Origin of the sequence: Mycobacterium sp. 852013-50091_SCH5140682, from assembly GCF_001665685.1 — a bacterium.
Classification (GTDB): domain Bacteria; phylum Actinomycetota; class Actinomycetes; order Mycobacteriales; family Mycobacteriaceae; genus Mycobacterium.
Genome location: NZ_LZTB01000014.1, coordinates 19621 through 44052 on the forward strand (window position 1 = coordinate 19621; position 24432 = coordinate 44052).

A 24432-nucleotide genomic window follows, 5' to 3' on the forward strand; every position below is an offset into this window, starting at 1 on the left:
CACGTCGTCCCCGACGTTGTTGCATCGGCGTGTGGGCGAAGAGGTCAGCAATACCGAGTACACCCGGGCGCACCGGCAGGAGTACCGCCGCAAGGTGCAACTGTGTCTCGACGTGTTCGAAACCATGTTGGCGCAGTCCCGCTTCGAGTTCGAGCGGCCGTTGACCGGGATGGAGATCGAGTGCAACCTGGTGGACAACGCCTACCAGCCGGCGATGATGAACCAGGATGTCCTGACCTCCATCGCCGACCCGGCGTACCAAACCGAATTGGGCGCCTACAACATCGAATTCAATGTGCCACCACGGCCGTTGCCCGGGCGTGCGGCGCTCGACCTCGAATCCGAGGTGCGTGACAGCCTCAACGCCGCGGAGATCAAGGCCAACCAGAACGGCGCCCACATCGTGATGGTCGGCATCTTGCCGACGCTTATGCCGGAACATCTTTCGGCCGGTTGGATGAGCGAGTCGACGCGGTACCAGGCTCTCAACGACTCGATCTTCACCGCGCGCGGCGAGGATATGACGATCGACATCGGCGGCCCGGAGCGGCTGTCGCTGCAGGCCGCGTCCATCGCCCCGGAGTCGGCATGCACCAGCATGCAGTTGCACCTGCAGGTCTCACCTGCCGATTTCGCCCGCAACTGGAACGCCGCCCAGGTGCTGGCGGGCCCGCAGTTGGCCGTCGGCGCCAACTCGCCGTATTTCTTCGGCCACCACCTGTGGGCCGAGACGCGCATCGAACTGTTCGCCCAGGCCACCGACACCCGGCCCGACGAACTCAAGACCCAGGGCGTGCGGCCGCGGGTGTGGTTCGGCGAGCGATGGATCACCTCGATCTTCGACCTGTTCGAGGAGAACGTGCGGTACTTCCCGTCGCTGCTGCCCGAGCTGTCCGACGAGGATCCGGTGGCCGTGCTGGCCGCGGGCCGCGCCCCGCGACTGTCGGAGTTGCGGCTGCACAACGGCACCATCTACCGGTGGAACCGGCCCGTCTACGACATCGTGGACGGCCTGCCGCACCTGCGGGTCGAGAACCGGGTGCTGCCCGCCGGGCCGACCGTCGTGGACATGATGGCCAACTCGGCGTTCTACTACGGCCTGCTGCGCACGCTGTCCGAGGAGGACCGGCCGATCTGGACCAAGCTGAGTTTCGCCGCCGCGCAACACAATTTCGAATCCGCTGCGCAGCACGGCATGGAAGCCCGGCTCTACTGGCCCGGCGTGGGCGAGGTGACGCCCGACGAACTGGTGCTCCGTCAGCTGTTGCCGATGGCGCACGAAGGGCTGCGCCGCTGGGGTGTTGCCGGCGAGGTGTGCGACCGCTATCTGGGGGTCATCGAGGGACGGGCGAAAACCGGGCAGACCGGTGCGGCGTGGCAGGTCGCGACCGTCCAGAAAATCGAAGAAGGCGGCGTGTCCCGGCCCCAGGCGTTGGCCGAAATGTTACGGCTGTACGTCCAGTGGATGCACAGTAATGAGCCCGTCCACAGCTGGGAATGACTCGCGTACGTTGGATTGCATGGCATCTGATCAGGTTTTGGATTGGGACGGCGCCTATCGGGGTGTAGGTGATTTCGAGGGTCCGCCACCGTGGAATATCGGCGAGCCGCAGCCCGAGTTGGCGGCGCTGCACCGAGCCGGGAAGTTCCGCAGCGACGTGCTCGACGCCGGCTGCGGGCACGCGGAACTGTCGCTGGCCCTGGCCGCCGACGGCTACACCGTGGTGGGCATGGATCTGAGCCCGACCGCGATCGCCGCGGCCAACCGGACCGCGCAGGAACGCAACCTGAGCAACGCCAGCTTCGTGCAGGGCGACATCACGTCGTTCCGCGGTTACGACGGCCGGTTCAACACCGTCATCGACTCGACGCTGTTCCACTCCCTGCCCGTGGCAGGGCGCGACGGCTACCTGAGTTCGATCCACCGGGCCTCGGCTCCCGGCGCGTCGTACTACGTGCTGGTGTTCGCCAAGGGCGCATTCCCGGAAGGGCTTGAGACCAAGCCCAACGAGGTCGACGAGGACGAGCTGCGGGCCGCGGTGTCCCAACACTGGGTGGTCGATGAGATCCGCCCGGCGTTCATCCACGCGAACGCGGCGGCCATCCCCGGCACCCCGGTTGAGCCACTCCCGCACGATCAAGACGAGAAGGGCCGCATCAAGTTCCCGGCCTTTCTGCTGACCGCCCACAAGGGCTGAGCCAGCGGCCACTGGCCGTACCCCCTGGCCGACCGGGTAGTGATCGCCCGCCCGGTCGGCCCACAATCCCGCCCGGTTGGTGCGGGCGCGAGCAGGTCTGCCACCAATAGCCTTGTGTGGCATGACAGTTGCACTGCTCGACCGCGTAGAGGTCGACCCGCTCGCGCCCGCACCGCGCGGAACGTGGAGTGCCCCCGGAGTTCAGGTGCGACGCCGTCGCGGGCCCCACCGACCGCATTCCGGCACGTGCACTGCCCGGTTCTGCGCGCGGCGTCGCGGCGACTGTTTGACCGTCGATCACGATTTCACTCCTGCCGAGCTCTCCGATGAACTCGCCGTCCTGCTGACCGATCAGCTCGGCGGGATACTGCGCGGCCAAGCGGATTTCGAGCTGGTCTTCACCGGCATCGTACGGTCCACGATCGACGGAGCGCTCCCGGCCTGGGTGCGGTTCTACCGCAATTCCCTCACCGCACTCGAATCAGGTGCCGCCGCGTTCGCTCCCGTTCACCGGCGCGCAGGCGAGCTGGCGACCGGGCCCAAGCTGCTGGATCTCGGCTCGTGCTTCGGGTTTTTCCCGCTGCGCCTGAGCCGGCTCGGATTCGAGGTGACCGCAAGCGATCTCAGTGCCCCCACGATGGACCTGCTGGCCCGGGTCAGCGGGCGGCTGCACCGCCCGGTGCGGACCCTGGCCTGCGACGCCACGCGGGTTCCGTTGCCCGACAACGTAGCCGACACTGTCACCGCACTACACCTACTGGAACATCTGCCCGCCGCCGCGGGTGATGCCGTGCTCGCCGAGGCCCTGCGCCTGGCGCGCCACCGCGTGGTCATCGCAGTGCCATTCGAAGACGAACCGCAGGCCTGCTACGGGCACATCCGGCGGTTCGACACCGCCGAGCTGGTCCGATTGGGTGAGCAGGCACGCGAACTTCACCCGGGCGTGCGCGTCACAGTGTCCGAACATCACGGCGGCTGGCTCGTTCTGGATTTGAGCTGACCCGCACCGCGAGGTCCCCTAGCACCGCGAGCGTGCGCGTCTGTTGCCCGACGCGCCGTGAACCATCGGCATTTTCGTCACCCTCGCGCGCCGCGAGGTTGTGCCTTGTGTCGACACGCGGCGGCGTGTTGCCCAGCAGACACGCACGCTCGCGGTGCTAGGTGCTAGATCAACCCGCGCTTGCTGGCCGCGTAGACCGCCTCGGCGCGACGGCTGACCTGGAGCTTGCGCATGATGTTGCTGACGTGGAACTTGGCTGTGGTGGCCGAAATATACAGTCGCTCACCGATCTTCACGTTGGACAGGCCCGCGGCCAGCAGCCGCAGCACTTCGAGCTCCCGGTCGGTGAGTTGCTCGCGGGGCTCGCTTCTGCCGCTCAGCGTGCGGACCACCGCGGCGGCACTGCGGGAGTCGAATGCGCTCTCGCCCGCGGAGATGGCCCGGATCGCACGCACCAGCTCGGTGGTGTCGACGTCCTTGACGACGTAGCCACGCGCTCCGGCATGCACGGCGCGAACCACCAGATCGTCGTCGAGGAACGTCGTCAGCACCAGTAGCCCGACCTCGGGATGAGCCGCGGACAGCTTGGCGCACAACGACAAACCCTCGAAATCGGACCCGGCGGACAGCTTGAGGTCCAGCAGCACCACGTCGGGCCGCATGGCGGCGACCATCGCCTCGGCCTCCGGCTCGGAGGCCGCCTCACCGACCACCACGAGGTCGTGCTCGCGCTCCAGTACCGATCGCAGGCCCTGTCGCAGGATGGCGTGATCGTCGACCAGCGCCAGCCGGATCGCTCTGATTTTGGTGTCAACCGTCATCGCGGTCTCCTTCCGATCCGTCCCTGGGGATGGTGGCGACCACCCGTACCCCGCCGAGGCGGGACCGTTGCACGACGAAGGAGCCACCCCGCTCGCGGCACCGGGCCTGCATGTTGGCCAGTCCGCGATGGTGGCCGTCGACGTCCGTGCCGTCGGCCAGGCGCAGCATCAGCCGCATCTTGTCGGGGTCACCGGTGCCGTCGTCGGATATCGACAACGTGACGGTGGTGGGCCGGTACCGCAGCCGCACGATGGCCCTGGTGGCGTGCCCGTGCATGGCAGTGTTGAACAGGGCTTCGCCCGCCACCCGCAACAGCGCATGCTCTGCCGCACTGGGCAATTCGGTGGCAGCGCCCTCGACCTTGAGGGTCACCCGGAGATCCTCGGGCATATGTACGGTCGCCAACTGTTCCAGCATCTCCGGCAGGGTAGACCGGCCCGCGTCGCCGGGCTGGTTGAGCGCGTAGATCGCTGACCGGAGCTGTTCGGTGGCCGAGCGGGTGAGGGTCTTGGCGGTGTCCAACCGTTCGACGAGATCGGGTGCCCCGGCCAGGGACTGAATCTCGCTGCGGCACACCTCGATCTGCATGCCTGCCGAGAGCACCGTCTGTGCGACGCTGTCGTGCAGTTCGCGTGCGATGCGGTGCCGCTCGGAGTCGAGAACCTGATGGCGTTGTGCCGCACCGAGTTCCCGCTGAGTCGCCAGCAGTTCGGCGTTGCGGGCTTCGGACTGGGCCAGCAGCGCCTGCAAGCGCTGGAACAGTTCGCAGTTGTGCAGCGCGACGGCGGTCTGGCTGGACAGGATCCGCATGACGGTCTCGTCGGTGCCGTCGAGCATGCGGTGGCTGGGCGTCCAGGCCGCGAACGCCCCGATCACGCCTCCGTCCAACTCGATCGGCACGTGCGCGTGGTGAGGTTCGATGACCGGTAGCCGGAACTGGGCCAACTGGCCACGCAGGATGTCGTTGAGCCGGTTGAGCACCGCGTCGGGCAGGTGCGGCACCGGATGCTTTGCGCCGGAAAGCCCTTCGAACGAGTAGGCGTTACCGTCGGCGTCGAGGATCAGGTGCCGCGGGCGCGCCCCGGGCAGCGCGCCGTCGGCCAGCGCCAGCAGCACCCATTCGGCACCGAGGTGCGTTCGGGCAGCCTCGGCCACCGCACGGACCAGCTTCTCTGGGCCGTTCACGGTCTGTACCAACGCATGTGAGATCGTGTCGAGCGCCGCGATCACACGCTCGGTGCGCTGCGCGGCCACCCGGAACTCGGAATAGAACGTGGACTTGCCCGAGCGTATGCCGGTGAGACGTTCCAGATCGGGCGCTCTCACAGCGCCGCCCGGAAAAGTGCCCGCAGCGCCGCCTCGTCGGCGGGACGCGGATTGGTGGTGATGCACGCGTCAGCCATCGCGTTGTGCGCCAGCACCGGCACGTCCTCGTCCCGCACGCCCAGCTCGCCCAGGCCGCGCGGCACCCCGACCTGCCGGGCCAGTTCCTGTAACCGATCAGCAAGGGCCAGTGCGGATTCCCGTGCCGGGGCACGCTTGTCGGCGATGCCGAGGCAGGCCGCGATGGTGGCGAACGGCGCCGGGTCGGCCTCGGCGTTGAACCGTACGACGTGCGGCAGCAGCACGCCGTTGATCACGCCGTGCGGCAGATCCAGCAGTCCACCGACTTGATGGCTCATCGCATGTGCGGCACCGAGAATGGCGTTGGTGAAGGCCAACCCGGCCTCGAGGGCGGCCTGCGCCATGAGCACCCGCGCAGGCATCTCATTCGGACGTTCGATGGTGGACACCAGATTCTCGGTGACCATGACGACCGACCGCAGCGCGTGATGGTCGGTCAGCTGGTTGTGGCCCAGCGATACGAACGCCTCGATGCCGTGCGTGAGAGCATCCAAACCCGTTGCGGCATTGAGCCATTCCGGCATGGTGGTGAGCAACCGCGGGTCGATGACGGTGATGTCGGGGACCAGGGCCCGGCCCAGGATGGTGATCTTGGTGTTGCGGGTGGTGTCGGTGACGATGCAGAACTGAGAGACGTCCGCGCCGGTGCCCGACGTCGACGGCAACACCACGAGCGGCGGAATGGGCATGGTGGCCTTGTCCACACCGGCGTAGTCGAGAATGTCGCCGCCATTGGCGGAGAGGATCGCGATGCCCTTGGCGGCGTCGATCACCGAGCCGCCGCCCAGCGCGATGAGGACGTCGCACCCGTGTTGGCGGTAGAACTCGTGCCCTGCGGTGATCTCGTGGTCCTTCGGATTGGGCGTCAGCGCGCTCCAGACCTGCGCCTCGACGCACTGTGCGCGCAGGTGCCCGACGAGTTCACGCACCCAGCCGGCCTCGATCAGCCCAGGGTCGGTGACCAGCAGCGGCCGCAACCCGCCGAGCCGCACAGCGGCGTGGGCCGCCTCGGCCATCGAGTCGATGCCGAACACGATCTCGGGCGCATGGAACTTCAACAGCCGGGTGGGCAGCCCGTCGGGTGTGGCCGTCGGAACGGCCATGGGCGTGATCTCCGCCTGTGCTATCACGTCGCACTCCCAAGTCATGTGATCCAGGTAACACTGCCACCCTACGGCTCCTCTCGCCCGCCGCCAATGTGCAGGTGGGCAGCTGCCGACCTGGCCGATCGGGCAGGTAGGCGGTCAGGACAGGGCGTGCGCGAGCTCCCCGGCGTGCGCGCTGAGCGCGGCGGCGTCGCTGGCGACCACGACACGATCGCAGACCTGTGCGTACTGGGGCATCGCGCAGGTGGCCTGGTGCCAGTACCGCCGCGGTTCGGGCGTCACCCAGGCCAGCCGATGCACGCGGCGGCGCAGCGCGCGCAGCTGCTCCACACCGGCGGGCAGTCCGCCGCTGCGGCCGTCGCCGACGATCAGCACCGCGGTGCGGCGGTCGAGAGCGTCGGCCTGCCCGCGCATCATGTCGTCGAACACCTGCCCGTAGTCGCTGCTGGCGTCGAGGTCTAGCTGTGCTTCGGCGAGCACCGCGGCCAGCGCATCGTCGCCGCCGGTGCGCAGCAGGATGTCCGTCACGTCGACCGCGCGGTCGACGAACGCCATCACGCGACAGCGATGCGCGCGCCGATGCATGGCCTGGGCCAGCCGCAAGGTGAACGCGGTGACGGGCCGCACGGACAGCGACACATCGGCGATCACCAGCAACCGGATCCGGTCAGGCAGCGGGGTACGGGTCACGAGGTGGAACGGCACGCCGTCGGTTCGGAGTGCGGCCCGCGTCGTACGGCGCATGTCGAGCCGGCCGCGCCCGCGCTCACGGGGGCGTGGCCGCGGCGCACCCCGCATCCGGCGCAGCACCTCGTGGCAGGCCAGGTCTACGTCGACCGACAGCCCGGCATCCGTTGCGGTATCTGGGTTTTCGGCTTCGGCGGTGAGCCCACAGCGGTCCGCCAGGGCAGCGACGAACCCCTCGACCGCCGCGCTCAGCTGGCCGAGCTGTTCGGCGGTCAACGGCTGTTCGCCCGCGTCGTCGCCGTAGGTGCGGCTCGGGTCGTAGGCGTCAAGCCAGGCCAGAATCGACTCGGGGTCATCCCAACTCAGCGCCCCGGCCACCACGGGAGCCACCACGTCTGCGAGATCTCCGGCCATGCTCGCCGACGCCCGATCCACTTCGACGGTGTAGCGGACACCGCGCCGGCCGGTGTCACTCTCGGCCGACACCGTCAGCTGGTTGTCGGCACCCGTGACGCTGTAGTCGTCGTCGTCCTTGTGCGGGTTGAATCCCTTGTCGGCGTCCGGGGTGTCGAAGTGGTCGCCGACCTCCGCGGCGCGTTCGTTGTATTCGGCGTAGCGCCCGATCTCCTGGTCCTCGCCGACGTCGAGTTGATCGGGCAGGCCCGAGCCGGTATGGGCACGGCTCGGGCCCGGGTCGTGACGCGCGATCTCCGCGGCGGCGAACAACGCGTCGAAGGCGCGGTCGAATCCTCGTTGTTCCCGGCCATATTTGGCGCACGTCGCCCGCAACGCGGCCCGCAGCGCGGGGAGGTCGCGGGCCCCGAGCAGGCCCAGCACCCGGCGTACCTCGATGACCTCGGCAGGTGACGCCGCCAGCCCTGCGCGGCGCAGCAGCGCACCGAACATCGCGGCGACGATGTCGAGCACACGCGAGGGCGTCACGTCCTGCCGCCCCGCCCCCGGAACACCGAGGTGGTGGTGTTGGCCGGGCGCGATGCCACGGTGGCCCGTTGCAGTTCGGCATGCACCGGGCCCGGGGCGTCATCGAGGTGGCGCAGCGCGATGTCACGGTCGCTGGTGAACTTCACCAGCGTCGACAGCAGAATCGATTGCGCCGCATCTGATGTCGTGTCACCGAGGATCGCTGCGGCGCGTGCGGCGTCGATCACCTCGGAGATCGACGGCGCCTTCCGCAGTGGCAGCTCACGCAGCGTGCGTGCGAGCTCGACCACGTCGGCCACCACGGCGGGTTCGACGCGCGGTGCCCGCACCCCGACGATTTCCCGTTCCCGTTGCGGCGTGGGGAAATCCAGGTGGTAGTGCAGGCAGCGACGCTTGAGCGCAGCCGAGAGCTCACGAGTGTCGTTGGACGTCAACACCACCCACGGCACCGTGCGGGCCACGAAGGTGCCGATCTCGGGGATGGTGACCTGACGTTCGGCCAGCACCTCGAGCAGCAGCGCCTCCATCGCCTCTTCGGTGCGGTCGACCTCGTCGATCAGCAGCACCACAGGTTGTTCGGAGAGCACAGATTCCAGCAGCGGGCGCACCGACAGGAAGGCCTCGGAGTAGATGTCGGTGGCGATCTCACCGGCATCGCTCGTCTGGTCGCGCATCATCTGCACGTGCAGCAGCTGTTTGGCGTAGTCCCATTCGTAGAGCACCCGGTTGTCGTCGAGACCCTCGTAGCACTGCAGCCGGATCAGCCGGCGGCCGCCGGCGGCGGCCAGCGCCTTGGCCAGTTCCGTCTTCCCGACGCCCGCGGGCCCCTCCAGCAGCAGGGGCCGGTCCAGCGCTGTCGCCAGGTGGACCACCGTGGCCAGGTCGTCGTCGGCGATATAGTCCTGCTCCCGCAGCGCTTCGGAAAGCGCTGCGGGACCGGCGAATACGTCGACCTCGGACTCAGTAAGTGCCATTAATCGCATGGCCGACCACCGGGATCATCGATTCCACCGTCACCTCACGCGGGTTGCCCGGCGTGCACCAGTCGCCCTGAATGTGTTCGGAGATGGCCAGTACGGACTTGTCGTCGCCCTTGATGACGTCGCCCCGGCCTGCGTACTTGCCGGTGTTCATCCGGTTCTTCTCGTACGAGTCGGTGCGGACCTGCGAGAAGTTGTCCGGGATGCCGACGTCCTGCGACAGCCGGATCGCGGCCTCGACCGCTGCGTCGGCGGCCTGCACAGTGGTCATGTTGCGGGTGTCAACACCCATGGCGGTGGCCAATTGCGCGTACCGCTCGTAGCGGGCCGGCAGGTTGTACTCCCACACCCGCGGCAATGCGATGGCATTGTTGAGGCCGTGGTGGCTGTCGAAGAACGCACTGACGGCGTGGCTGATCGAGTGCACGATGCCCAGCCCGCCGGAGTTGAACGCCTGCCCGGCGATGTACTGCGCGTTCATCATGCCTTCGCGAGCCTTGAGGTTGCGCGGCTCGAATACGGCCTCACGCAGGTTCTTGGCGACGAGTTCGACTGAGTACAAGGCATTTCCGAGCGATGGCGCGAAATCCAGCCGCGAGACGTATGGCTCACTGCCGTGCGCGAGAACGTCGAAGCCGCAGTACGCGGTGAAGTGCTGGGGGCAGGTGTAGTACAGCAGCGGGTCGTCGATGGCGAGGGTGACGATGGTCGCCTCGTCGAAACCGACCCATTTGTGCGGGTGCTCCATGTCCGAGGTGTCGGTGATGACGTAGGCCCAGGACGTCTCCGAACCCGTTCCAGCCGTGGTGGATACGGCGATGTGCGGCGGATTCTGCTTGTTGGTGGATTTGGCGAAACCCTCGAATTCGTTGATGTTGCGGCCGTCGTGGGCGATGACGACGCGCGCGCCCTTGGCCGCGTCATGGCTTGAGCCACCGCCGATGGAGATGATGCTGTCGCATTTCTCCTGCTGATACAGCGCCGCGGCCTCCATGACGTTGTAGTCCTTGGGGTTGGACTCCACCTTGTCGTAGAGCACCACCTCGACACCCTGATACTCGATCTTGCCGGTGAGCTCCTCGATGATGCCCGAGCCACGCAGGCCCGTCGTCATCAGCAGGGTGCGCTTGAAACCGAGGTTCTTGGCCTCGACGCCGATGATGTCGTGCGCGCCCACCCCGAGCAGGGCCCGTGGGAACGGGTGGAACTCCTTGATCGGAAAGTCCCAAATCTGGTTCAGCTCAATGGCCATCGGAAGCCTCCTTCTGTCGTGTGACACCACCGTGAACCTTGGTGGCGCGCGTCACAACGATTCGGAGGCACTACCGGCCGACCGGACCGCCAGAACTCTCCGATCGGGCAGGGGTGGCGTGGCGGCCTATTGCCGGGAGTTGACCTGAACCGCGAGGAATTCGGTCCTCTGGGCGGCCACGATGTGCTTGATCATGGCAATTTGCGCGCCGATGTCACAGATGACCAGGCCGTTGCGCTACTGCAGGTAGAACACGCCGGCACCGAACTCGACGCAATCCTGGCCCGGCTCCAACTCGGCAATGGCTAACTCATGGCGAGATTTATCACCGCAGACATTCAGTCACTCGCCAGGCGCGCCGCAGCTTCGAGCGAATTTTGACGCGGTGGTTGATGGAAAACACTGGTGCCGACCATCGGTCCCGGTGGAGCATCACTGCGACTGGGCAGTTTGGCGCGCAAGCGTCGGCAAAGCGACTAGGTCCGGCGCAGCATCCGCCCGCGTCATGCCATAACTACGCCTATGCATATTTGCCATAATCGCGCAATAGCTACATGTAAATCAGGCTGACCGGCCATCCAGCCATCTTCACTGGATGTGGAGCGGGGAGCCACTGACCGAGCCTCAGCGTCAAACAATCCTGTTGAAGGCAACTCTTCGGACTCCGTTGGATACCGGACACACTCTTCCTGTACCGATACCGGCGGTACTAGCAAATAGGATGTGGTCACGCACACATGGACTGCCGAACATAGCCGAACATTGCTAGAGTCCCGCAAGATACTTGCAAATTCAAGATCGGGGCGGTCATGACAGCCAGCTTCGTAACGACTGGTTACAACACCGGCAACGCTGATATAGAGCGCGGCTGGCATGATCCGAAGCGCTATCTGTGGCTCCTCGGCGCCACGGTCCCGTGCTTGGTGACGGTGTCCTGGCTGGCTGTGAAACTGACCGGTTTCGGCGGGTTCTGGTGGCTCGGACCGATTCTCACGTTCGTATTGATCCCACTGCTCGACTACGTCGTCGGGACCGACCGCAGCACCGCGCCCGATGACGTCTACATCGACCTCGACAGCGACCGCTGGTATCGCTGGGCGACGTACCTCTACCTGCCTAATCAGTACCTGTCGCTGATCTTCGCGTGCTGGTTGTGGAGCGGTGGCGGCTGGGTTGTCCTGTCGTCGATCGACCGCGCAGGACTACTGCTGACGGTAGGGATCGTCGGCGGTATCGGGATCAATGCCGCCCACGAGTTGGGGCACAGAAGCGCCCGCCTCGAACGACGGCTGAGCAAGATCGCGCTCGCCCAGACGTGTTACGGCCACTTCTTCGTCGAACACAACCGCGGTCACCACGTACGTGTCGCGACGCCGAACGATCCCGCTAGTTCGCTGATGGGCCAAAGCCTTTACCGCTTTATCCCGCGCTCGGTGACCGGCGGCCTTCGATCCGCGTGGGCGCTGGAGGCACGTCGATTCACGCGCCGCGGCAAGACACCGTGGACATCGAAGAACAATGTGCTCAACGCGTGGTTCGTGAGTTTCGTATTGTTTCTCGGGCTCGCCGTGTGGTTCGGGCCGGTGGTGCTTCCGATGCTCGTCGGCCAGGCGGCCGTCGGCATCTGCCTGCTCGAAGCCGTCAACTACCTCGAGCACTACGGATTGCGCCGCGAACGCCTGCCCAACGGCCGGTACGAACCCGTGTCCCCGCGGCACAGCTGGAACAGCAACACCCTGGTCGCCAACGTGTTCCTGTATCACCTACAGCGCCACTCCGATCATCACACCAATCCCCAACGGCGCTATCAAACCCTGCGGGGTCTCGACGAGTCTCCTCAGTTGCCCAGCGGATACGGCACCATGTTCGTGCTGTCGTTGGTTCCCCCTCTGTGGCGTAAAGTCATGGATCCGAAGGTGATCGAGCACTATTCGGGGCATATCGAGTCGGCTGCGCTCGACCCACGGCACCGTGAACAGCTCATCCGCAGACACCAGACACGTGCCGCATGACCGTCATGTCGCGGAGGCGGTTTCTGGGCACCGGCGCGGCGGCCGCACTGGGCGCTTGCGGTGCAGGCTGGTGGGTACAGCGAGGCGTTGATAGATCCGAGCCCCGCGCGCACTATGCCGCGATCGTGATCGGAAGCGGCTACGGCGGTGGGGTGTCCGCACTTCGCTTGGGCGAGGCAGGCATCGAGACCCTCTTGTTGGAGAAGGGCCGACTGTGGGACACCCCTGACACCGACGGCAAACGGTTCACCAAGATGCTGCCCGCTGATACCCGCGCAGGCTGGTTCAGTTCGATTCCCCCGAGCCTGGTGACCTCGTTCCAGGGGTTCTCCATCGACGCCGTCGCGCGTAATTCGCCGTCGCCGCAGCCCGTTCAAGCGGGCATCTGCGACAAGACAACCCACGGCGCTCACCATGTGTTTCGTGGAATCGGGGTCGGCGGCGGCTCACTGGTCAACGCCGCCGTGGCCGCCGTGCCCACTGCGAGGCAGGTCGCCGAATGCTTCCCCGACATCGGGGTGGAGGAGTTCCTGGGGACATACATCGAGCGCGCCAAACGCACCCTCCGGATCAGCTACCGCGACATGGATTGGTTCGAACGTACGCCGTGGTTCCAGTTCGCTCGGGTCGGACGCGAATATGCCTCCGCGGCAGGATATCCGGTCGACTACAACGGCAGTGCCTACTCGTTCGACTATATGAAGGACGAGGAGGCTGGAAAGGCCGAGCGCTCGGCCTTGGCGTTCGAGCAGCAGTTCGGCAACAACTACGGCCGGATGGGCAGTGTCGACCAGACTTATGTCGCATCAGCCCTGGCCACCGGAAAGGTCACGTTGCGGCCGCTGACCGAAGTGATCGCCATACGCCGAGAGGGCCGCGAGTACGTGGTGTCCACCAGATCGATCGACCGCTGGGGCAATGAGACCGCCCGCGAAGAGATCGGCTGCGAACGGCTCTTTTTGAGCGCCGGCGTAGTGGGTACCAATCACATTCTGTTGCGTGCCCGCGAAACCGGCGCCCTGGCCGACCTGAACGATGCGCTTGGATCCGGATACGGCAACAACGGTGATGTGATGGTGGCGCATTGGCTCAAAAACAGCGATCCCGCCGGAACCCAGCAGTCACTGCTCGGGCTGATCAACCTCGACGGTCGGGCCGATACCGAGAACCCGGTTTATGCCACCATGTTTTCCCTCCCGCTGCCGGTAGAGACCTTCATGCTCGGCTACTACGTCATGGTCAAGTCCGGTGATCGCGCCGACATCACCTATGACCGCGCATCGGATTCGGTCACCATCGACTGGCCTGCCACCTACAACGAGCACCTGACCGAGCGGGCCCGGTCGGTGTTCGACAAGTTGACGCGGGCCAACGGGGTGGAATATCGCGATGACATCTTTTCGGGGGAGGTCTTCGCCCCCAACACTGTTCATCCGTTGGGCGGTTGTGTGCGCGGTGACGTCACCGATGCGTTCGGACGTGTCAAAGGTTACGACAACCTCTATGTCAATGATGCGTCGCTGATACCCGGCTACCTCGGATGCAACCCGTTCATGACGGTCACGGCGTTGGCCGAACGCAACATCGAGGCAGTGCTGCAAGGCCGCCACTGAGAACCGGACTTCGGGCGTCGCGCTGAAAGCGCATCGCCATCCATCGGCGACCGCCCCAACTCAGTAGGGACGGCCCCCTTCCGGCATCACGTATTCGGAGATCGGCGCCGCGGCCCCGTTGACCGTCGTTCCGCCGTTGATGATGGCCGGCGCCATCTCCAGCATGTTGTGCGGGAACCCGAAGGTCGGTTTGGTCAGCGCATCGAGCCGATCCAATTCGTCTGCACCGAGATTGACGTCGACGGCTCGGACATTGTCGTCGAGTTGTGAGAGCCTGCGCGCCCCGATGATGACGGACGAGACCCCAGCCTGCGCGCGCACCCATGCCAACGCGACGCTGGCCACAGTAGTTTCGTGCGCCTTGGCGATGCTCTCCAGCTCGTCGATCAGTGCGTAGGTCGTCTCGTTGAGGAAAGCATCGACCATCGCGCCACGGTCGGCACTGTGCTGGCCGGCGTTGCTGCGGGTGTACTTTCCGCTGAGGACGCCACCCTTGAGGGGCGACCACGGTGTGATCCCCAAGCCGAATTCGCGCGCCAGCGGAACCAGCTCCTGCTCGACGTCGCGCTCGAGGAGCGAATACTCGATCTGCAGGCCGATGAAACTCGACCAGCCACGGAAGCGGGCAATGAGGTTGGCCTGGGCTATCTTCCACGCCGGAGTGTCCGAAACGCCGATATAGCGCACCTTTCCGGACCGGACGAGGTCGTCGAGCGCGGACATGGTCTCGTCGATCGGGGTGTTCTCATCCCAGATGTGCAGCCAGTAGAGGTCGATGTAGTCGGTCTGCAGGCGCCGCAGCGAGTTGTCGCACGCGTTGATCACCGATTTGCGTCCGGAACCACCGCCGTTGGGATCGCCGGGGTACAGGTTGCCGCTGAACTTCGTGGCGATCACCATGCGGTCGCGCTTGGCGGCGTGGCGTCCGACGTGGTCGCCGACGATCTTCTCCGAATGGCTCCTGGTGTAGAAGTTGGCGGTATCGATGAAGTTGCCGCCGAGTTCGAAGTATCTATCGATGATCTGCTCAGACTCTTCGACACTGGTGCCCCAGCCGAGGTCTTCGCCGAATGTCATGGCACCGAGGCACAGCGGGCTCACGCGCAGGCCGGAGCGTCCGAGTGTCACGTAATGATCCAGAGGCATGGTGGCCACTTTCTGATAGATTGTTCGGTTATGTATTTGTTCACTTTTAAACTAGTACAGTTCTGAACGATCTGGCAAGTAGATGTCTACAGAAGATGCGGCCAAGATCTGGTCGTTGAACTATCAGGTGGTGTTGTCGGTCATCTCCAGCGCCGAGACCGGCATCCGCGCGCTCGGGCTCGAATCCAAGGAACTGTTCCTGCTCGCGGAGATCGACGAGCACCCCTACCCGGCCGAGCTCGCCACGACACTGAGCATGCCAAAGGCAACGGTGACGGCTTACCTCAAACGGCTCGAGGCGGCGGCTTTCGTGCGACGCGAAATCGACCCCTCTGATCTGCGCCGTCATCGCCTGTTGCTCACCACGGCCGGCCGCAAGGCCGCCGCCGACGGCATGGCACTGTTGTCCGACGAATTCACCAAGCGCCTCGAACGCCTCACCGCCACCGAGCGGAAGACTCTCACGGCCCTGCTCGAGAAGATCGTCTAGCCAACGGCCGCCGTCACCGGCGCGGACGCCCGCTGGTCGCGAACAGCGAACGCGTCGACTCGACGTAGTCCTCCACGGTGATGGGCTTGACCCCGCCTATCACCTCGACGAGGTTGTTGGCGCCGGCGAAGACGCCATCGCGATAGTCCTGTGCGACGTTGCTGAAGTGCTGCACGAAATGGGGTGAGGCACCGGCCTCGGCCATGTCTGCCGCGAAGGCGGCAATGTCCATCGGCTGATAGCGGACTGGGATGCCCAGTGTAGCTTCAACTTTCGCGGAGATCTCATACCAGTCGAGGTCTTCCGCACCGGACAGTTGATAGATCTGGCGGTCATGCGGTTCGGGGTTCTGCAGGATGGCGGCGATGACGTGGGCTTGATCAGCGGCGTCGATCGGGGCGTGGCGCCCGTCGGCGAAGGGCAACCGGTAGACCCCTTCATCATTTTCGCGAACCCAGAACATGTTCATGAAGAACGTGAAGAACGTCGGACGGAGATGGGTGGTCATCAGCGCGCTGCGGTCCAGCAGCCGCTCAGCGATCCAATGATGGCGCGCTGCATTGCTTTTCGCTTCGCGGCGGGCCGAGATCTGAGACATGTTGACCACCGATCGGACGTCGGCCTCGCTGGCCGCCTGCACGAAGTTGGCGGTGGCCTCGATCAAACCCGGGGCGACGGGGTAGTTGAAATACGCCCCGCTCACGCCGACCGTGGCCGCACTGACCGAGGGAAAGTCCAGGAGATCTCCTTGAACGACTTCGGCACCCAGGTCCCGCAATCGGTCCGCGCGTTCGTCGACGCGGTGCACGAGCGCCCGTACGCGTTGCCCGCGTTCCCGCAACAACCGCACGGTGTGAGCGCCGGTGTTGCCGGTGGCGCCGGTGATCAGGAACAGCTTGTCGGTGTCAGACATGGGGCGCCTTTCTCGCGGACGGATCGCCGATAGAGACGCCCGGCACAGTTCGAGAATTTCCGGGCGACGGCCGCGAACCTGACCCGGGTGATCCTGGTAGCGGTGGGAACAGGGTGATGCGCGCTCCAGGCGGCCTTTACATCTGTCACATCCGTCGTATCTGTCACCTCAATCACACCCGTCACCGCGCGGCGACCATGTGACGTCTTGCCCGGCTGTTAGCGACAATGTCGCAGAAATCGCCACATCGGCACCGCAGGCACCAGTGGTTTCAGCTCAGACAATCCCGTACGCCCGTCTGGCACCACGAGATCGGTTCTGCCCCAATGGTTGTGTGCCCGACTGCGAGCGACACTGTCGCTAATAGCCGGGCAGGCCGAACTCTGGTGCCGATGTGGTTGCAGTTACTGGAGGACTCACTGTGGTTCTGCAGGTCGCGCAAGCCTGGTGCAGCAGTGAAAGACGTTGCCGCTGAGGCGGTTTCCGCGACTTTGTCGCTAACAGGCGGGCAAGACGTCTCATGGTCTTCGAGCGGGGACGGGTGTGACAGATGTGGCGACGAAAAGCGACCGGGCGGCGAGCCGGCGGGCGGCGACCGGGCGGCGAGCCCGCGGCGACCGGCCGCCTGAACCACAGCCGTAGCCGCAGGCCTAACCCACAGCCCTCGCCTGAGCGTTAACCCACAGCCCGCAACGCCTGCGCGAACTGTTCGAGCTCATCAACCCCGGTATCGACATGCGGCGAGATCCGCAGCACCGGTTTGGTCATCTCGAAGGGCGCGCGCACCAATTCGCACGCTGTGGTCACGATGCCGTGTTCGGCGATCAGCCGCGCCCGCACGGTTGCCGGGGCAGCTCCGTCGACGGGTTCAAGCGTGGTGATGGCAGTGGGCTCGTCGACCGATTCCACCACGCTCCATCCGGGTGTATCGGCGAGTACCTGCCGGGACAGGCCGCCCACCTCGGCCAGTCGGGCGCGCACCTGCTCTGGGCCCGCCGCCAGATGCTGCCCGATCGCGACCGAAAATCCGATTCGCGCAGCGGCATTCGACTCGACGCCGTCGAGTGTCTGCACGGCCGCAAGACCGAGACCCCAGGACGGCGGGGGTACCCGAGGCTGCAGCCGCTGGGCCAGCTCATCGGACAGCGCGAGCACACCCACCCCGCGCGGGCCCGCCAGCCATTTGCGTGACGACGAATACAGCGCTGCGGCACCGACATTGCAGTCGAGGTGGCCGAGCGCCTGTGCTGCGTCCACCACCAACGGGATGCCCGCCGCCCGACACACCGCGGCGAATTCGGCCAGCGGCTGGGCCACCCCGCGATGGCTGGCCAGTGCGGTCAGGTGAGCGATCGCGGGCGGGGCGGCGGCGAGTTGGTGGGCTGCCGCGTCGACGTCCAATCGCCCGGCGCCGTCGACAGGCAACGCCCCCACCTGAAATCCGTTGGCCGCCATCACCGCAAGGTTCGGACCGTACTCACCCACCAGACAGGCCACCGTGCGCTCCCCCGGCCAGCTGCTCAGCAACAGATCCAGGGCGTTGCCCGATCCGGAGGTATAGATCACGTTGGCCGCGGGCAGCCCCGTCAAGGCCGCAACCGCAGCGCGGCCCGCGTCGAGCGCAGGCGCCGCGGCGTCGAGCGCGACGTAACCACCGACCTCGGCCTCATGACGGGCATGCGTGGCTGCCGCGTCGATCGCCGCGAAGCTCTGCCGCGAACAGGCTCCGCTGTCGAAGTGCAGCCCGGCCACCTTCGGGCGGGCGTCGCGCCACTGCTGAGCGAGGCTCATTTGACGGCCAGCGACAGCCCGAAGTCATCGGCCGCGTCGGTCCACCAATGTGTTTGTCGCAGCCCGGCTTTCGTCAGCTCCGCCGCCACGCCCTGCCGCCGGAACTTGCACGACACCTCGGTCAGCATCTCCTCGCCCGCGGCGAACGCCACGTCGAGGTCCAGTGCCGCCACCCGCACCCGCTGTGCACTGCGCGCCCGCAGCCACATCTCGATGCGCTCCTCCACTGAGTTCCACCGGGCCACATGTTCGAAGGCCGTGATGTCGAAGTCGGCGCCCAGCTCACGGTTCACCACGGCCAGCACGTTGCGATTGAATTCTGCGGTGACGCCGGCACTGTCATCGTAGGCGCGGACCAGGCGCGCAGTGTCCTTCACCAAGTCGGTGCCCAGCAGCAGACTGTCCCCTGGCTGCAGGGTATCGGCCAGCGTGTCGAGGAACTCGGCGCGCGGCCCTGGCGTCAGATTGCCGATGGTCGATCCCAGGAAGACCACCAGCCGACGACCCACCTGCGGAATCTTGCCGAGGTGCTCCTCGAAATCCCCACACACCGCGTCGATTTCGACACCGGGATACTCGCGACCGATGGCCTTACCAGCGGCACGCAGCACACCGGCGTCGACGTCGAACGGGATGAACCGGCTGAGCATACCGGCGTTGCGCATCGCGTCGAGCAGCGTCCTGGTCTTCTCCGAGGTGCCACTGCCGAGCTCTACCAGGGTGTCTGCGCCGGCGGCCGCGACGATCTCCGCGGAGCGCTCACGCAGGATCTGCGCTTCGGTGCGCGTCGGGTAGTACTCGGGCAACCGGGTGATCTGGTCGAACAGATCGCTGCCCACGGCATCGTAGAACCACTTGGGCGGCAGGGTTTTCGGTGTCTGGGCGAGTCCGGCGCGGACATCGCGGCGCAAGGCTTCCGCGGCGGAATCGGCGGCCAGGTGGTTCGACAGCGAGAGCGTCATGCCGGTCCTTTCAGGGGGGTCAGCTCGACGTGAGAATCATGGACGTGCACCAGGTGGCGGTCCGGGACGTCGTGCCATTGCGGATCGTCGTCGTACGGTTCGCTGGCCAGCACTACGCCGTCGGGCAGCCGCAGTATCGACAGGGTGTCGCCCCACGTGGTGGCGAGCATGCGGGAACCGTTGGCGGCCAGGATGTTCAGCCGGGCATTGGGGTCACGCCCACCGACCTCGGCGACCGTGTCACCCAGCGCGTCCAGCCCGCGGGCGAAAATCAGCGCCGCGAGCACCGCGCTGTCGACCGTGGATTCGGCGTCTGCGGTCACCGGCAGCACCGCCCGGTCCACCACGCCGTTGTGCGACAGCAACCACTGCCCGTCGGTGAACGGGGCGCAGGCCGACGGTTCGATGGGCATGCCGACGGTCGCCGAGCGGACCGCAGCGACAACGCATCCGCTGCGCAGCGCGGGCGCCACCGACGCGAACGACGCGTCACCCCACAGCGGTTTGTCACTGCGCCAGCGCCGGGCCACCCCGTCGTCGAAAAAGCCTGCACCCCAACCATCGGCGTTGACCAGTCCGTGCTTCTGCCGCCTGGGCGCGTAGGACTGCACCAGCAGCCCCTGCGGCGGGTCGAGCATGAGTGCAGCCACGGATCGGGGCGCCCCGAGCCAACCCAGGTGCCGACACATCAGGCGGCGTCCCAGGCAAGCCGGACCCCGGAGAAGATCTGCCTACGAATCGGATGATCCCAGTTGCGGAAACTGGGGCGCAGGATGCCCGCGGCCACTGCCCACGATCCGCCGCGCAGCACGCGATAGTCGCCGTCGAAGAACGGCTGCGTGTAGCGCTCGTAGATCATCGGTGTGAAGCCGGGCCACGGCCGCAGCGGGGAGCTGGTCCACTCCCACACGTCGCCGAGGAGCTGCTCGACGCCGTAGGCCGAGGCTCCCGCGGGATACGCGCCCACCGGCGCGGGACGCAGCGCATCACCGCCGAGATTGACCAGCGCCGAGGTGGGTTCGGAAGCGCCCCAAGGGAATCGGCGGCGCGAGCCAGCCATCGGGTCCCACGCGCAGGCCTTCTCCCACTCGATCTCGGTGGGCAGCCGGGCACCGGCCCATGCCGCGTAGGCCTGCGCCTCGAAGAACGTCACGTGCTGCACGGGTTCGTCGCCGGGGATCGCCTCGACATGGCCGAACCGGGTGCGGGTGCCGTCAGCGTTCCAGAACTGCGGCGCGACAAGGCCCGCCTGCTGCCTATGCGCCCAGCCGCGCTCGGACCACCACCGCGACTGCTGGTAGCCGCCGTCGTCGATGAACTCACGCCACTCGGCATTGGTGACCGGAACCCGGCCGATCCGAAAGGACGGTACGTCCACGACGTGCGCGGGACGCTCGTTGTCCAACGAGTGTGGTTCGGTGAGCTCGTCGACACCGAGCGTGAACGGTCCGCCGGGGATCAGCACCGAGGTGCCAGCCACCCCGGGCCTGCCGCCAGGCAACCCGCTGCCGGCGCCCAGTAGCGGCGGGCCCACGCGCAGGCTCAGTGCCTGCAGCATGGTTTCGTCGTGCTGGTTCTCGTGGCTGATAACCAGGCCGAAATTGAAGGCCGACGCATCGTCGGGCAACGAGTCGAGCGCGTCAAACGCCTTGGCGCGCACCGTGGCGCAGTACGCCCTGGCATCGGTGGGCGGCAGCAGCGGCAGCTCGACACGGCTGGCACGCGAATGCTCGAACGCGTCGTAGAGCTGTTCCACCGCGGGCGCCAGCATCCCGGGCCGATCCGGGTTGCCGTCGCGCAGCAGCCACAGCTCCTCTTGCTGCCCGATGTGCGCGAGGTCCCAGACCAGCGGGCTCATCAGCGGGTCGTACTGGCGGTGTAGCTCGGCGTCGTCGAAATCGACCAATCGCAGCGTGCGCTCCCGAGCGCGCGTCAGCTCCTGCGCCAGTGTCTCGCGTGTGATCAAGACTCACCTTTCGCCAGTTGGCTCACCGCCGAGGCGATCCCGTAGCGCACGGCACGGTCGGCGAAGTCGTCGGCCGGCGAGCGGCCCTTTTCGACCGAACGCATCAAGTGCCGCATCGATTCCGCGAGTTCGGTCGGAGCGCGTTCCGCCGCGGCCCGCACGCACGTGACCGCGGCCTCATGAAGCCTGCGATCGGCAAGGCCCAGCCGGGCCGCCCGGTCCCATGCCGTGGCCACCGGCGCGGTCGCCGCCGCGGCGATCGCAGCGGCCTCCGGATCGTCGAGCAGCGTGGTGAGCATGAACACCGCAGCAGGCCACAGCCCGTCGGGAAGGCTGTCGAGGTACCTGATCTCCAGCCACCGCCGCGGCCGCACCGGCGGGAACAGCGTCGTCAGGTGATAGTCCAGATCGGCGGAGGTGGGTCGCCGGCCGCCGAGCACGGCACTGCCGTCGGCCCAGTCCGCGAATGGCACCCAGTTGACGACGGGCACTGCATCGTCGGAGGTGTTCACCAGCATCACCGGCGCCCGCAACGCATAGCGCGCCCAGTCGTCAGCCGGATCGGTCCCGTCAGCGCCGAGGATGGGGCCACAACGCGCCGAGTCCAGCTCACCCCACACCCACTGCCGGGTGGAACGCCAGCCGGTGAACTCGCCGCCCAGTAGCGGCGAATTGGCCGTGACGGCGATCATCGTCGGCCCCAGCGCATGCGCCAGCCGCACCCGGTCACCCCAGCCGGCACGCGGGCCTGCATCGAGGTTCACCTGCACGGACGCGGTAGAGGTCATCATCGCCGCGCCCGCCGCGCCGGTACCGCTCGCGGCGAAGAACCGCTCCATGGCCTGATAACGCGCACCGGGATTCACCCGCTGAGGCGGGCGCAGCGGGTCGGTGCCCAACAGCACCAGGCCCAGGCCCCGGCGGGCGAAGGCCGCGCGCAGTGTGGCGCGGTCGGCGATCAGCCCGGTGATGGCGGCGAGCGGGCCGTCGGCCGGTGGCCCCGACAGTTCGACGGCGCCGCCGGGCTCGACGGTGATCCGGCTGCCTCCGGGCAGATCGGGCACCGTCGCGATGACGGCGGTCAACTCATCCCAGGTGGGACGGCGCATCGGATCGGTCAGGTCATAACAGTGGGCCTCGATCTCGAGCCCCACCTTGCCGACCGCACCGTCGTGCAGGCAGTGCTCATCGATATGAGCCGCGGCCTGCTCGGCGCTGCTGAATTCGATGAGCGGTTGGGGGCCGGGTTCAGCCCTGATGGGAACTGCCATGGCAACAACCCCTCCCGGTCCTCTACCGGTTTCGGACCGTCTGGTTCTTTCCATCTTCCAGACAGCACCGACAAAGTCGGCCTCTGCGCGGGTTACGCCAACGTGACGGCCAACCCAACTTCGTCCTGCTGTTATTGCCCGAGCGAGTTCTGCATGGCGCCGGCCAGCACATTGACGGCCGGGCCACCGTTGCCGGACTGACACACCTTCGCCTGCAGCAGCACGTTTTCCCGTTTTCGAGTGGTCGTGAAACATCTCCGGTCGGTGCCCGCTTCCTGCTTCACCCAGTCCGCGTCGGTGGCAGTGGCCGGCCCGCCGGTAAAAGTCCACACCTGAGTGACGAAGTTGTCCAGGTGCATCGCGCTGGTCAGTCCGGAACACCCCTGCGTACGATCCACCACGCGGTGGAACGCCCGATCGGCTGCATCTGCGGTAGCGAACACCCCGACCGCCTGTTTGACGTAGTGGCTGTCGTCATTGGCCGAGGTCTGCGTCGTCGCACTGTTGAACGACGCCAGATCCGGATCGTTGTACACCTCGGGCAATCCGATGTCGGCCCAGTTGTTGCACACCGGATCGTCGACCCCGAACGCCTGGAACGGAACCGTGGAGTCAGACGCCCACGTCATCGGAGCGCCGACGATGTTGCCGACCGAACCCTTCGGCAGGACCGCGTAGGACACCACCCCCGGATCCGACGGGCGGGCACCCGCTGGTGCCGCCAAGGCCAACGCGAGACCGGCCACCCCGAAACCCACAGTCAGAGCGCGCATTCAACTGATCATGCCATTCAGTACAGCGTGCGAGTGCAGTAGGTGCGGGCCGGTGACGGGTAGCGCCAGGCATATTCGCCGCTCGCCTTCGGGCAGCTGGAGCCGTCCTGTACGTCGTCGAGTCGCTGTGTGACCTGGACGAGTACACCGTTGCCGCGCGAGGTGCAGTCCGCCAGGCCCATGACGCCGGCGGGCACGCCCAGTTCATAGCAGTGGTACGTCACCAGATTGGGTACCAGGCACAGCCGGGCTGTGGACGGGTCGGCCAATTTGGCGGGCAGGTGCTGGTACTCGTCGCTCGGGCAGGCACCCGTGGCGTCGGCGACCGCCCCGACGGTGTAGCTGGGATCAGCGCTGCAGGCCACCTTGGCGGCGCGGGTGACATCGGGGGCAGACGGGGTGCCCGCCGGGAAGCTGACACAGTCGCCGACGGCGAAGAGTACGGCCGCGTTGCGTTCGGCTTGCCTACTGCCACAGCCGACGGCACCCGCCAGGACGGCGATCAGCACGGCAACCAGCACCCGATTGCGCGTCATGGTTAGGCAGAATCTCACGATTCACGGCGACACGCCCACAAAATCAGACGTCCCGGCCACCTGATGTGGTAGCCGGGACGCCTGCGGACTGCAGATGTGGCCTAGCGCGATGGCGTGGTCGTCGGGGCACCCGGCTGACCACCCGGGCCCGCGGGGCCTCCCGGGGCGAACCCGGGGCCACCCTGGCCGCCCTGACCGCCCTGCCGTTCGGGGCCGCCGCCCTGGCCCCATCCGCCGTGGTGGTGGAACATCATTCCGGGACGTTCCCAGCCACCTCCGCCGTGGTGATGATGTCCGCCGCCCGAGTGTGCGCCGAGGAAGAATCCGGTGCCGAACACCACGAGCGTGATGAAGACGATGCCGGCGACGATGCCGACCCAGGCCACCGCCTGGAACAGTCGATTGGGCCTGCGCTCCTCGACAACGGCGGGTGCCGGCGCAGGCTCGGCGAGCGGCGCGGCCGTGGCGACCGGGCCGGTGGGTTCGGAAGATGTGTCAGTCATGTAACCCAGCTTGCGAGTGTCATCCAAGTGCCGATCATGAATTGGCTATGTATTAGCTGTGTATG

Annotated in this window: 22 protein-coding genes; 6 read left to right on the forward strand and 16 right to left on the reverse strand. The window is 66.6% G+C overall.

The window, feature by feature from the left end; translation table 11 throughout:
• Positions 1–31 precede the first annotated feature (31 nt).
• The 3 genes from A5784_RS05740 to mftM all read left to right on the forward strand — a co-directional run bounded on the left by A5784_RS05740 (position 32) and on the right by mftM (position 3198).
• Complete coding sequence (locus A5784_RS05740; protein ID WP_064943208.1) at positions 32–1501, forward strand: glutamate-cysteine ligase family protein; 1470 nt, start codon at positions 32–34, stop codon at positions 1499–1501.
• A gap of 19 nt (positions 1502–1520) precedes the next feature.
• On the forward strand, positions 1521–2198 hold the full coding sequence (locus A5784_RS05745; RefSeq protein WP_064943209.1) for a class I SAM-dependent methyltransferase: 678 nt from the start codon (positions 1521–1523) through the stop codon (positions 2196–2198).
• Positions 2199–2319: 121 nt separating this feature from the next.
• Entirely contained in the window at positions 2320–3198 is an 879-nt protein-coding gene (mftM, locus tag A5784_RS05750; protein WP_064943210.1) for a mycofactocin oligosaccharide methyltransferase MftM, read from the forward strand.
• 164 nt (positions 3199–3362) lie between these two features.
• Here mftM and A5784_RS05755 read toward each other — a convergent pair whose 3' ends face one another.
• The 6 genes from A5784_RS05755 to mdo form a co-directional block, all read right to left on the reverse strand.
• Positions 3363–4019, reverse strand: a complete 657-nt coding sequence (locus A5784_RS05755; protein ID WP_064943212.1) for a MadR family response regulator transcription factor — start codon at positions 4017–4019, stop codon at positions 3363–3365.
• Positions 4009–5346, reverse strand: a complete 1338-nt coding sequence (locus A5784_RS05760) for a MadS family sensor histidine kinase (protein ID WP_064943214.1) — start codon at positions 5344–5346, stop codon at positions 4009–4011. Before A5784_RS05760 ends, A5784_RS05755 begins: the two co-directional genes overlap by 11 nt.
• Positions 5343–6527 (reverse strand): iron-containing alcohol dehydrogenase, encoded by a 1185-nt coding sequence (locus tag A5784_RS05765; protein ID WP_064943216.1) that lies wholly within the window; start codon positions 6525–6527, stop codon positions 5343–5345. Before A5784_RS05765 ends, A5784_RS05760 begins: the two co-directional genes overlap by 4 nt.
• A gap of 141 nt (positions 6528–6668) precedes the next feature.
• The gene (gene madC / locus A5784_RS05770) at positions 6669–8123 is read right to left on the reverse strand and encodes a MadC family VWA domain-containing protein (protein ID WP_082944685.1); all 1455 of its coding nucleotides are present in this window, start codon (positions 8121–8123) and stop codon (positions 6669–6671) included.
• 32 nt (positions 8124–8155) lie between these two features.
• A complete protein-coding gene (locus A5784_RS05775; protein WP_232005956.1) occupies positions 8156–9133 on the reverse strand; it encodes an AAA family ATPase in 978 nt (325 codons plus the stop codon).
• A complete protein-coding gene (mdo, locus tag A5784_RS05780; protein ID WP_062831316.1) occupies positions 9120–10391 on the reverse strand; it encodes an NDMA-dependent methanol dehydrogenase in 1272 nt (423 codons plus the stop codon). The genes A5784_RS05775 and mdo overlap by 14 nt, the downstream gene beginning before the upstream one ends.
• Positions 10392–11200: 809 nt before the next feature.
• Here mdo and A5784_RS05790 point away from each other — a divergent pair.
• Together A5784_RS05790 and A5784_RS05795 are read left to right on the forward strand one after the other, a co-directional pair.
• A complete protein-coding gene (locus A5784_RS05790) occupies positions 11201–12403 on the forward strand; it encodes an alkane 1-monooxygenase (protein ID WP_064943224.1) in 1203 nt (400 codons plus the stop codon).
• The gene (locus tag A5784_RS05795; RefSeq protein ID WP_064943226.1) at positions 12400–14016 is read left to right on the forward strand and encodes a GMC oxidoreductase; all 1617 of its coding nucleotides are present in this window, start codon (positions 12400–12402) and stop codon (positions 14014–14016) included. Before A5784_RS05790 ends, A5784_RS05795 begins: the two co-directional genes overlap by 4 nt.
• Positions 14017–14076: 60 nt before the next feature.
• On the opposite strand, the gene A5784_RS05800 is transcribed toward A5784_RS05795, so the two are convergent.
• The gene (locus A5784_RS05800; protein ID WP_156750403.1) at positions 14077–15171 is read right to left on the reverse strand and encodes an aldo/keto reductase; all 1095 of its coding nucleotides are present in this window, start codon (positions 15169–15171) and stop codon (positions 14077–14079) included.
• Positions 15172–15244: 73 nt separating this feature from the next.
• On the opposite strand from A5784_RS05800, the gene A5784_RS05805 reads away from it, so the two are divergent.
• Entirely contained in the window at positions 15245–15652 is a 408-nt protein-coding gene (locus tag A5784_RS05805; RefSeq protein WP_064943228.1) for a MarR family winged helix-turn-helix transcriptional regulator, read from the forward strand.
• Positions 15653–15665: 13 nt separating this feature from the next.
• Here A5784_RS05805 and A5784_RS05810 read toward each other — a convergent pair whose 3' ends face one another.
• The 9 genes from A5784_RS05810 to A5784_RS05850 form a co-directional block, all read right to left on the reverse strand.
• Positions 15666–16565, reverse strand: coding sequence for an NmrA family NAD(P)-binding protein (locus A5784_RS05810; protein ID WP_064943229.1), 900 nt, complete (start codon positions 16563–16565; stop codon positions 15666–15668).
• Positions 16566–17240: 675 nt separating this feature from the next.
• On the reverse strand, positions 17241–18356 hold the full coding sequence (egtE, locus tag A5784_RS05815) for an ergothioneine biosynthesis PLP-dependent enzyme EgtE (protein ID WP_064943231.1): 1116 nt from the start codon (positions 18354–18356) through the stop codon (positions 17241–17243).
• Complete coding sequence (gene egtD / locus A5784_RS05820) at positions 18353–19318, reverse strand: L-histidine N(alpha)-methyltransferase (RefSeq protein WP_064943233.1); 966 nt, start codon at positions 19316–19318, stop codon at positions 18353–18355. Before egtD ends, egtE begins: the two co-directional genes overlap by 4 nt.
• Entirely contained in the window at positions 19315–20007 is a 693-nt protein-coding gene (gene egtC / locus A5784_RS05825) for an ergothioneine biosynthesis protein EgtC (protein WP_064943235.1), read from the reverse strand. Before egtC ends, egtD begins: the two co-directional genes overlap by 4 nt.
• Positions 20007–21284: an ergothioneine biosynthesis protein EgtB gene (egtB, locus tag A5784_RS05830; protein ID WP_064943237.1), complete on the reverse strand. Its 1278-nt coding sequence runs from the start codon at positions 21282–21284 to the stop codon at positions 20007–20009. Before egtB ends, egtC begins: the two co-directional genes overlap by 1 nt.
• Positions 21281–22555 (reverse strand): ergothioneine biosynthesis glutamate--cysteine ligase EgtA, encoded by a 1275-nt coding sequence (gene egtA, locus A5784_RS05835; RefSeq protein ID WP_064943239.1) that lies wholly within the window; start codon positions 22553–22555, stop codon positions 21281–21283. The genes egtB and egtA overlap by 4 nt, the downstream gene beginning before the upstream one ends.
• A gap of 131 nt (positions 22556–22686) precedes the next feature.
• Positions 22687–23328 (reverse strand): sensor domain-containing protein, encoded by a 642-nt coding sequence (locus A5784_RS05840; protein WP_064943241.1) that lies wholly within the window; start codon positions 23326–23328, stop codon positions 22687–22689.
• Positions 23329–23345: 17 nt separating this feature from the next.
• On the reverse strand, positions 23346–23864 hold the full coding sequence (locus tag A5784_RS05845; protein WP_064943243.1) for an LppU/SCO3897 family protein: 519 nt from the start codon (positions 23862–23864) through the stop codon (positions 23346–23348).
• Positions 23865–23965: 101 nt separating this feature from the next.
• Positions 23966–24367, reverse strand: a complete 402-nt coding sequence (locus tag A5784_RS05850) for a hypothetical protein (protein WP_064943245.1) — start codon at positions 24365–24367, stop codon at positions 23966–23968.
• Between the last annotated feature and the right edge of the window lie 65 nt (positions 24368–24432).

Bases quoted from the DNA above. Each gene is read 5' to 3' on its own strand.
- A5784_RS05745 (WP_064943209.1), top strand. From the start codon at position 1,521: ATGGCATCTGATCAGGTTTTGGATTGGGACGGCGCCTATCGGGGTGTA.
- mftM (WP_064943210.1), top strand. From the start codon at position 2,320: ATGACAGTTGCACTGCTCGACCGCGTAGAGGTCGACCCGCTCGCGCCC.
- A5784_RS05755 (WP_064943212.1), bottom strand. From the start codon at position 4,019: ATGACGGTTGACACCAAAATCAGAGCGATCCGGCTGGCGCTGGTCGAC.
- A5784_RS05765 (WP_064943216.1), bottom strand. From the start codon at position 6,527: ATGGCCGTTCCGACGGCCACACCCGACGGGCTGCCCACCCGGCTGTTG.
- madC (WP_082944685.1), bottom strand. From the start codon at position 8,123: ATGTTCGGTGCGCTGCTGCGCCGCGCAGGGCTGGCGGCGTCACCTGCC.
- A5784_RS05775 (WP_232005956.1), bottom strand. From the start codon at position 9,133: ATGGCACTTACTGAGTCCGAGGTCGACGTATTCGCCGGTCCCGCAGCG.
- mdo (WP_062831316.1), bottom strand. From the start codon at position 10,391: ATGGCCATTGAGCTGAACCAGATTTGGGACTTTCCGATCAAGGAGTTC.
- A5784_RS05790 (WP_064943224.1), top strand. From the start codon at position 11,201: ATGACAGCCAGCTTCGTAACGACTGGTTACAACACCGGCAACGCTGAT.
- A5784_RS05795 (WP_064943226.1), top strand. From the start codon at position 12,400: ATGACCGTCATGTCGCGGAGGCGGTTTCTGGGCACCGGCGCGGCGGCC.
- A5784_RS05805 (WP_064943228.1), top strand. From the start codon at position 15,245: ATGTCTACAGAAGATGCGGCCAAGATCTGGTCGTTGAACTATCAGGTG.
- A5784_RS05810 (WP_064943229.1), bottom strand. From the start codon at position 16,565: ATGTCTGACACCGACAAGCTGTTCCTGATCACCGGCGCCACCGGCAAC.
- egtE (WP_064943231.1), bottom strand. From the start codon at position 18,356: ATGAGCCTCGCTCAGCAGTGGCGCGACGCCCGCCCGAAGGTGGCCGGG.
- egtD (WP_064943233.1), bottom strand. From the start codon at position 19,318: ATGACGCTCTCGCTGTCGAACCACCTGGCCGCCGATTCCGCCGCGGAA.
- egtC (WP_064943235.1), bottom strand. From the start codon at position 20,007: ATGTGTCGGCACCTGGGTTGGCTCGGGGCGCCCCGATCCGTGGCTGCA.
- egtA (WP_064943239.1), bottom strand. From the start codon at position 22,555: ATGGCAGTTCCCATCAGGGCTGAACCCGGCCCCCAACCGCTCATCGAA.
- A5784_RS05840 (WP_064943241.1), bottom strand. From the start codon at position 23,328: ATGCGCGCTCTGACTGTGGGTTTCGGGGTGGCCGGTCTCGCGTTGGCC.
- A5784_RS05845 (WP_064943243.1), bottom strand. From the start codon at position 23,864: ATGACGCGCAATCGGGTGCTGGTTGCCGTGCTGATCGCCGTCCTGGCG.
- A5784_RS05850 (WP_064943245.1), bottom strand. From the start codon at position 24,367: ATGACTGACACATCTTCCGAACCCACCGGCCCGGTCGCCACGGCCGCG.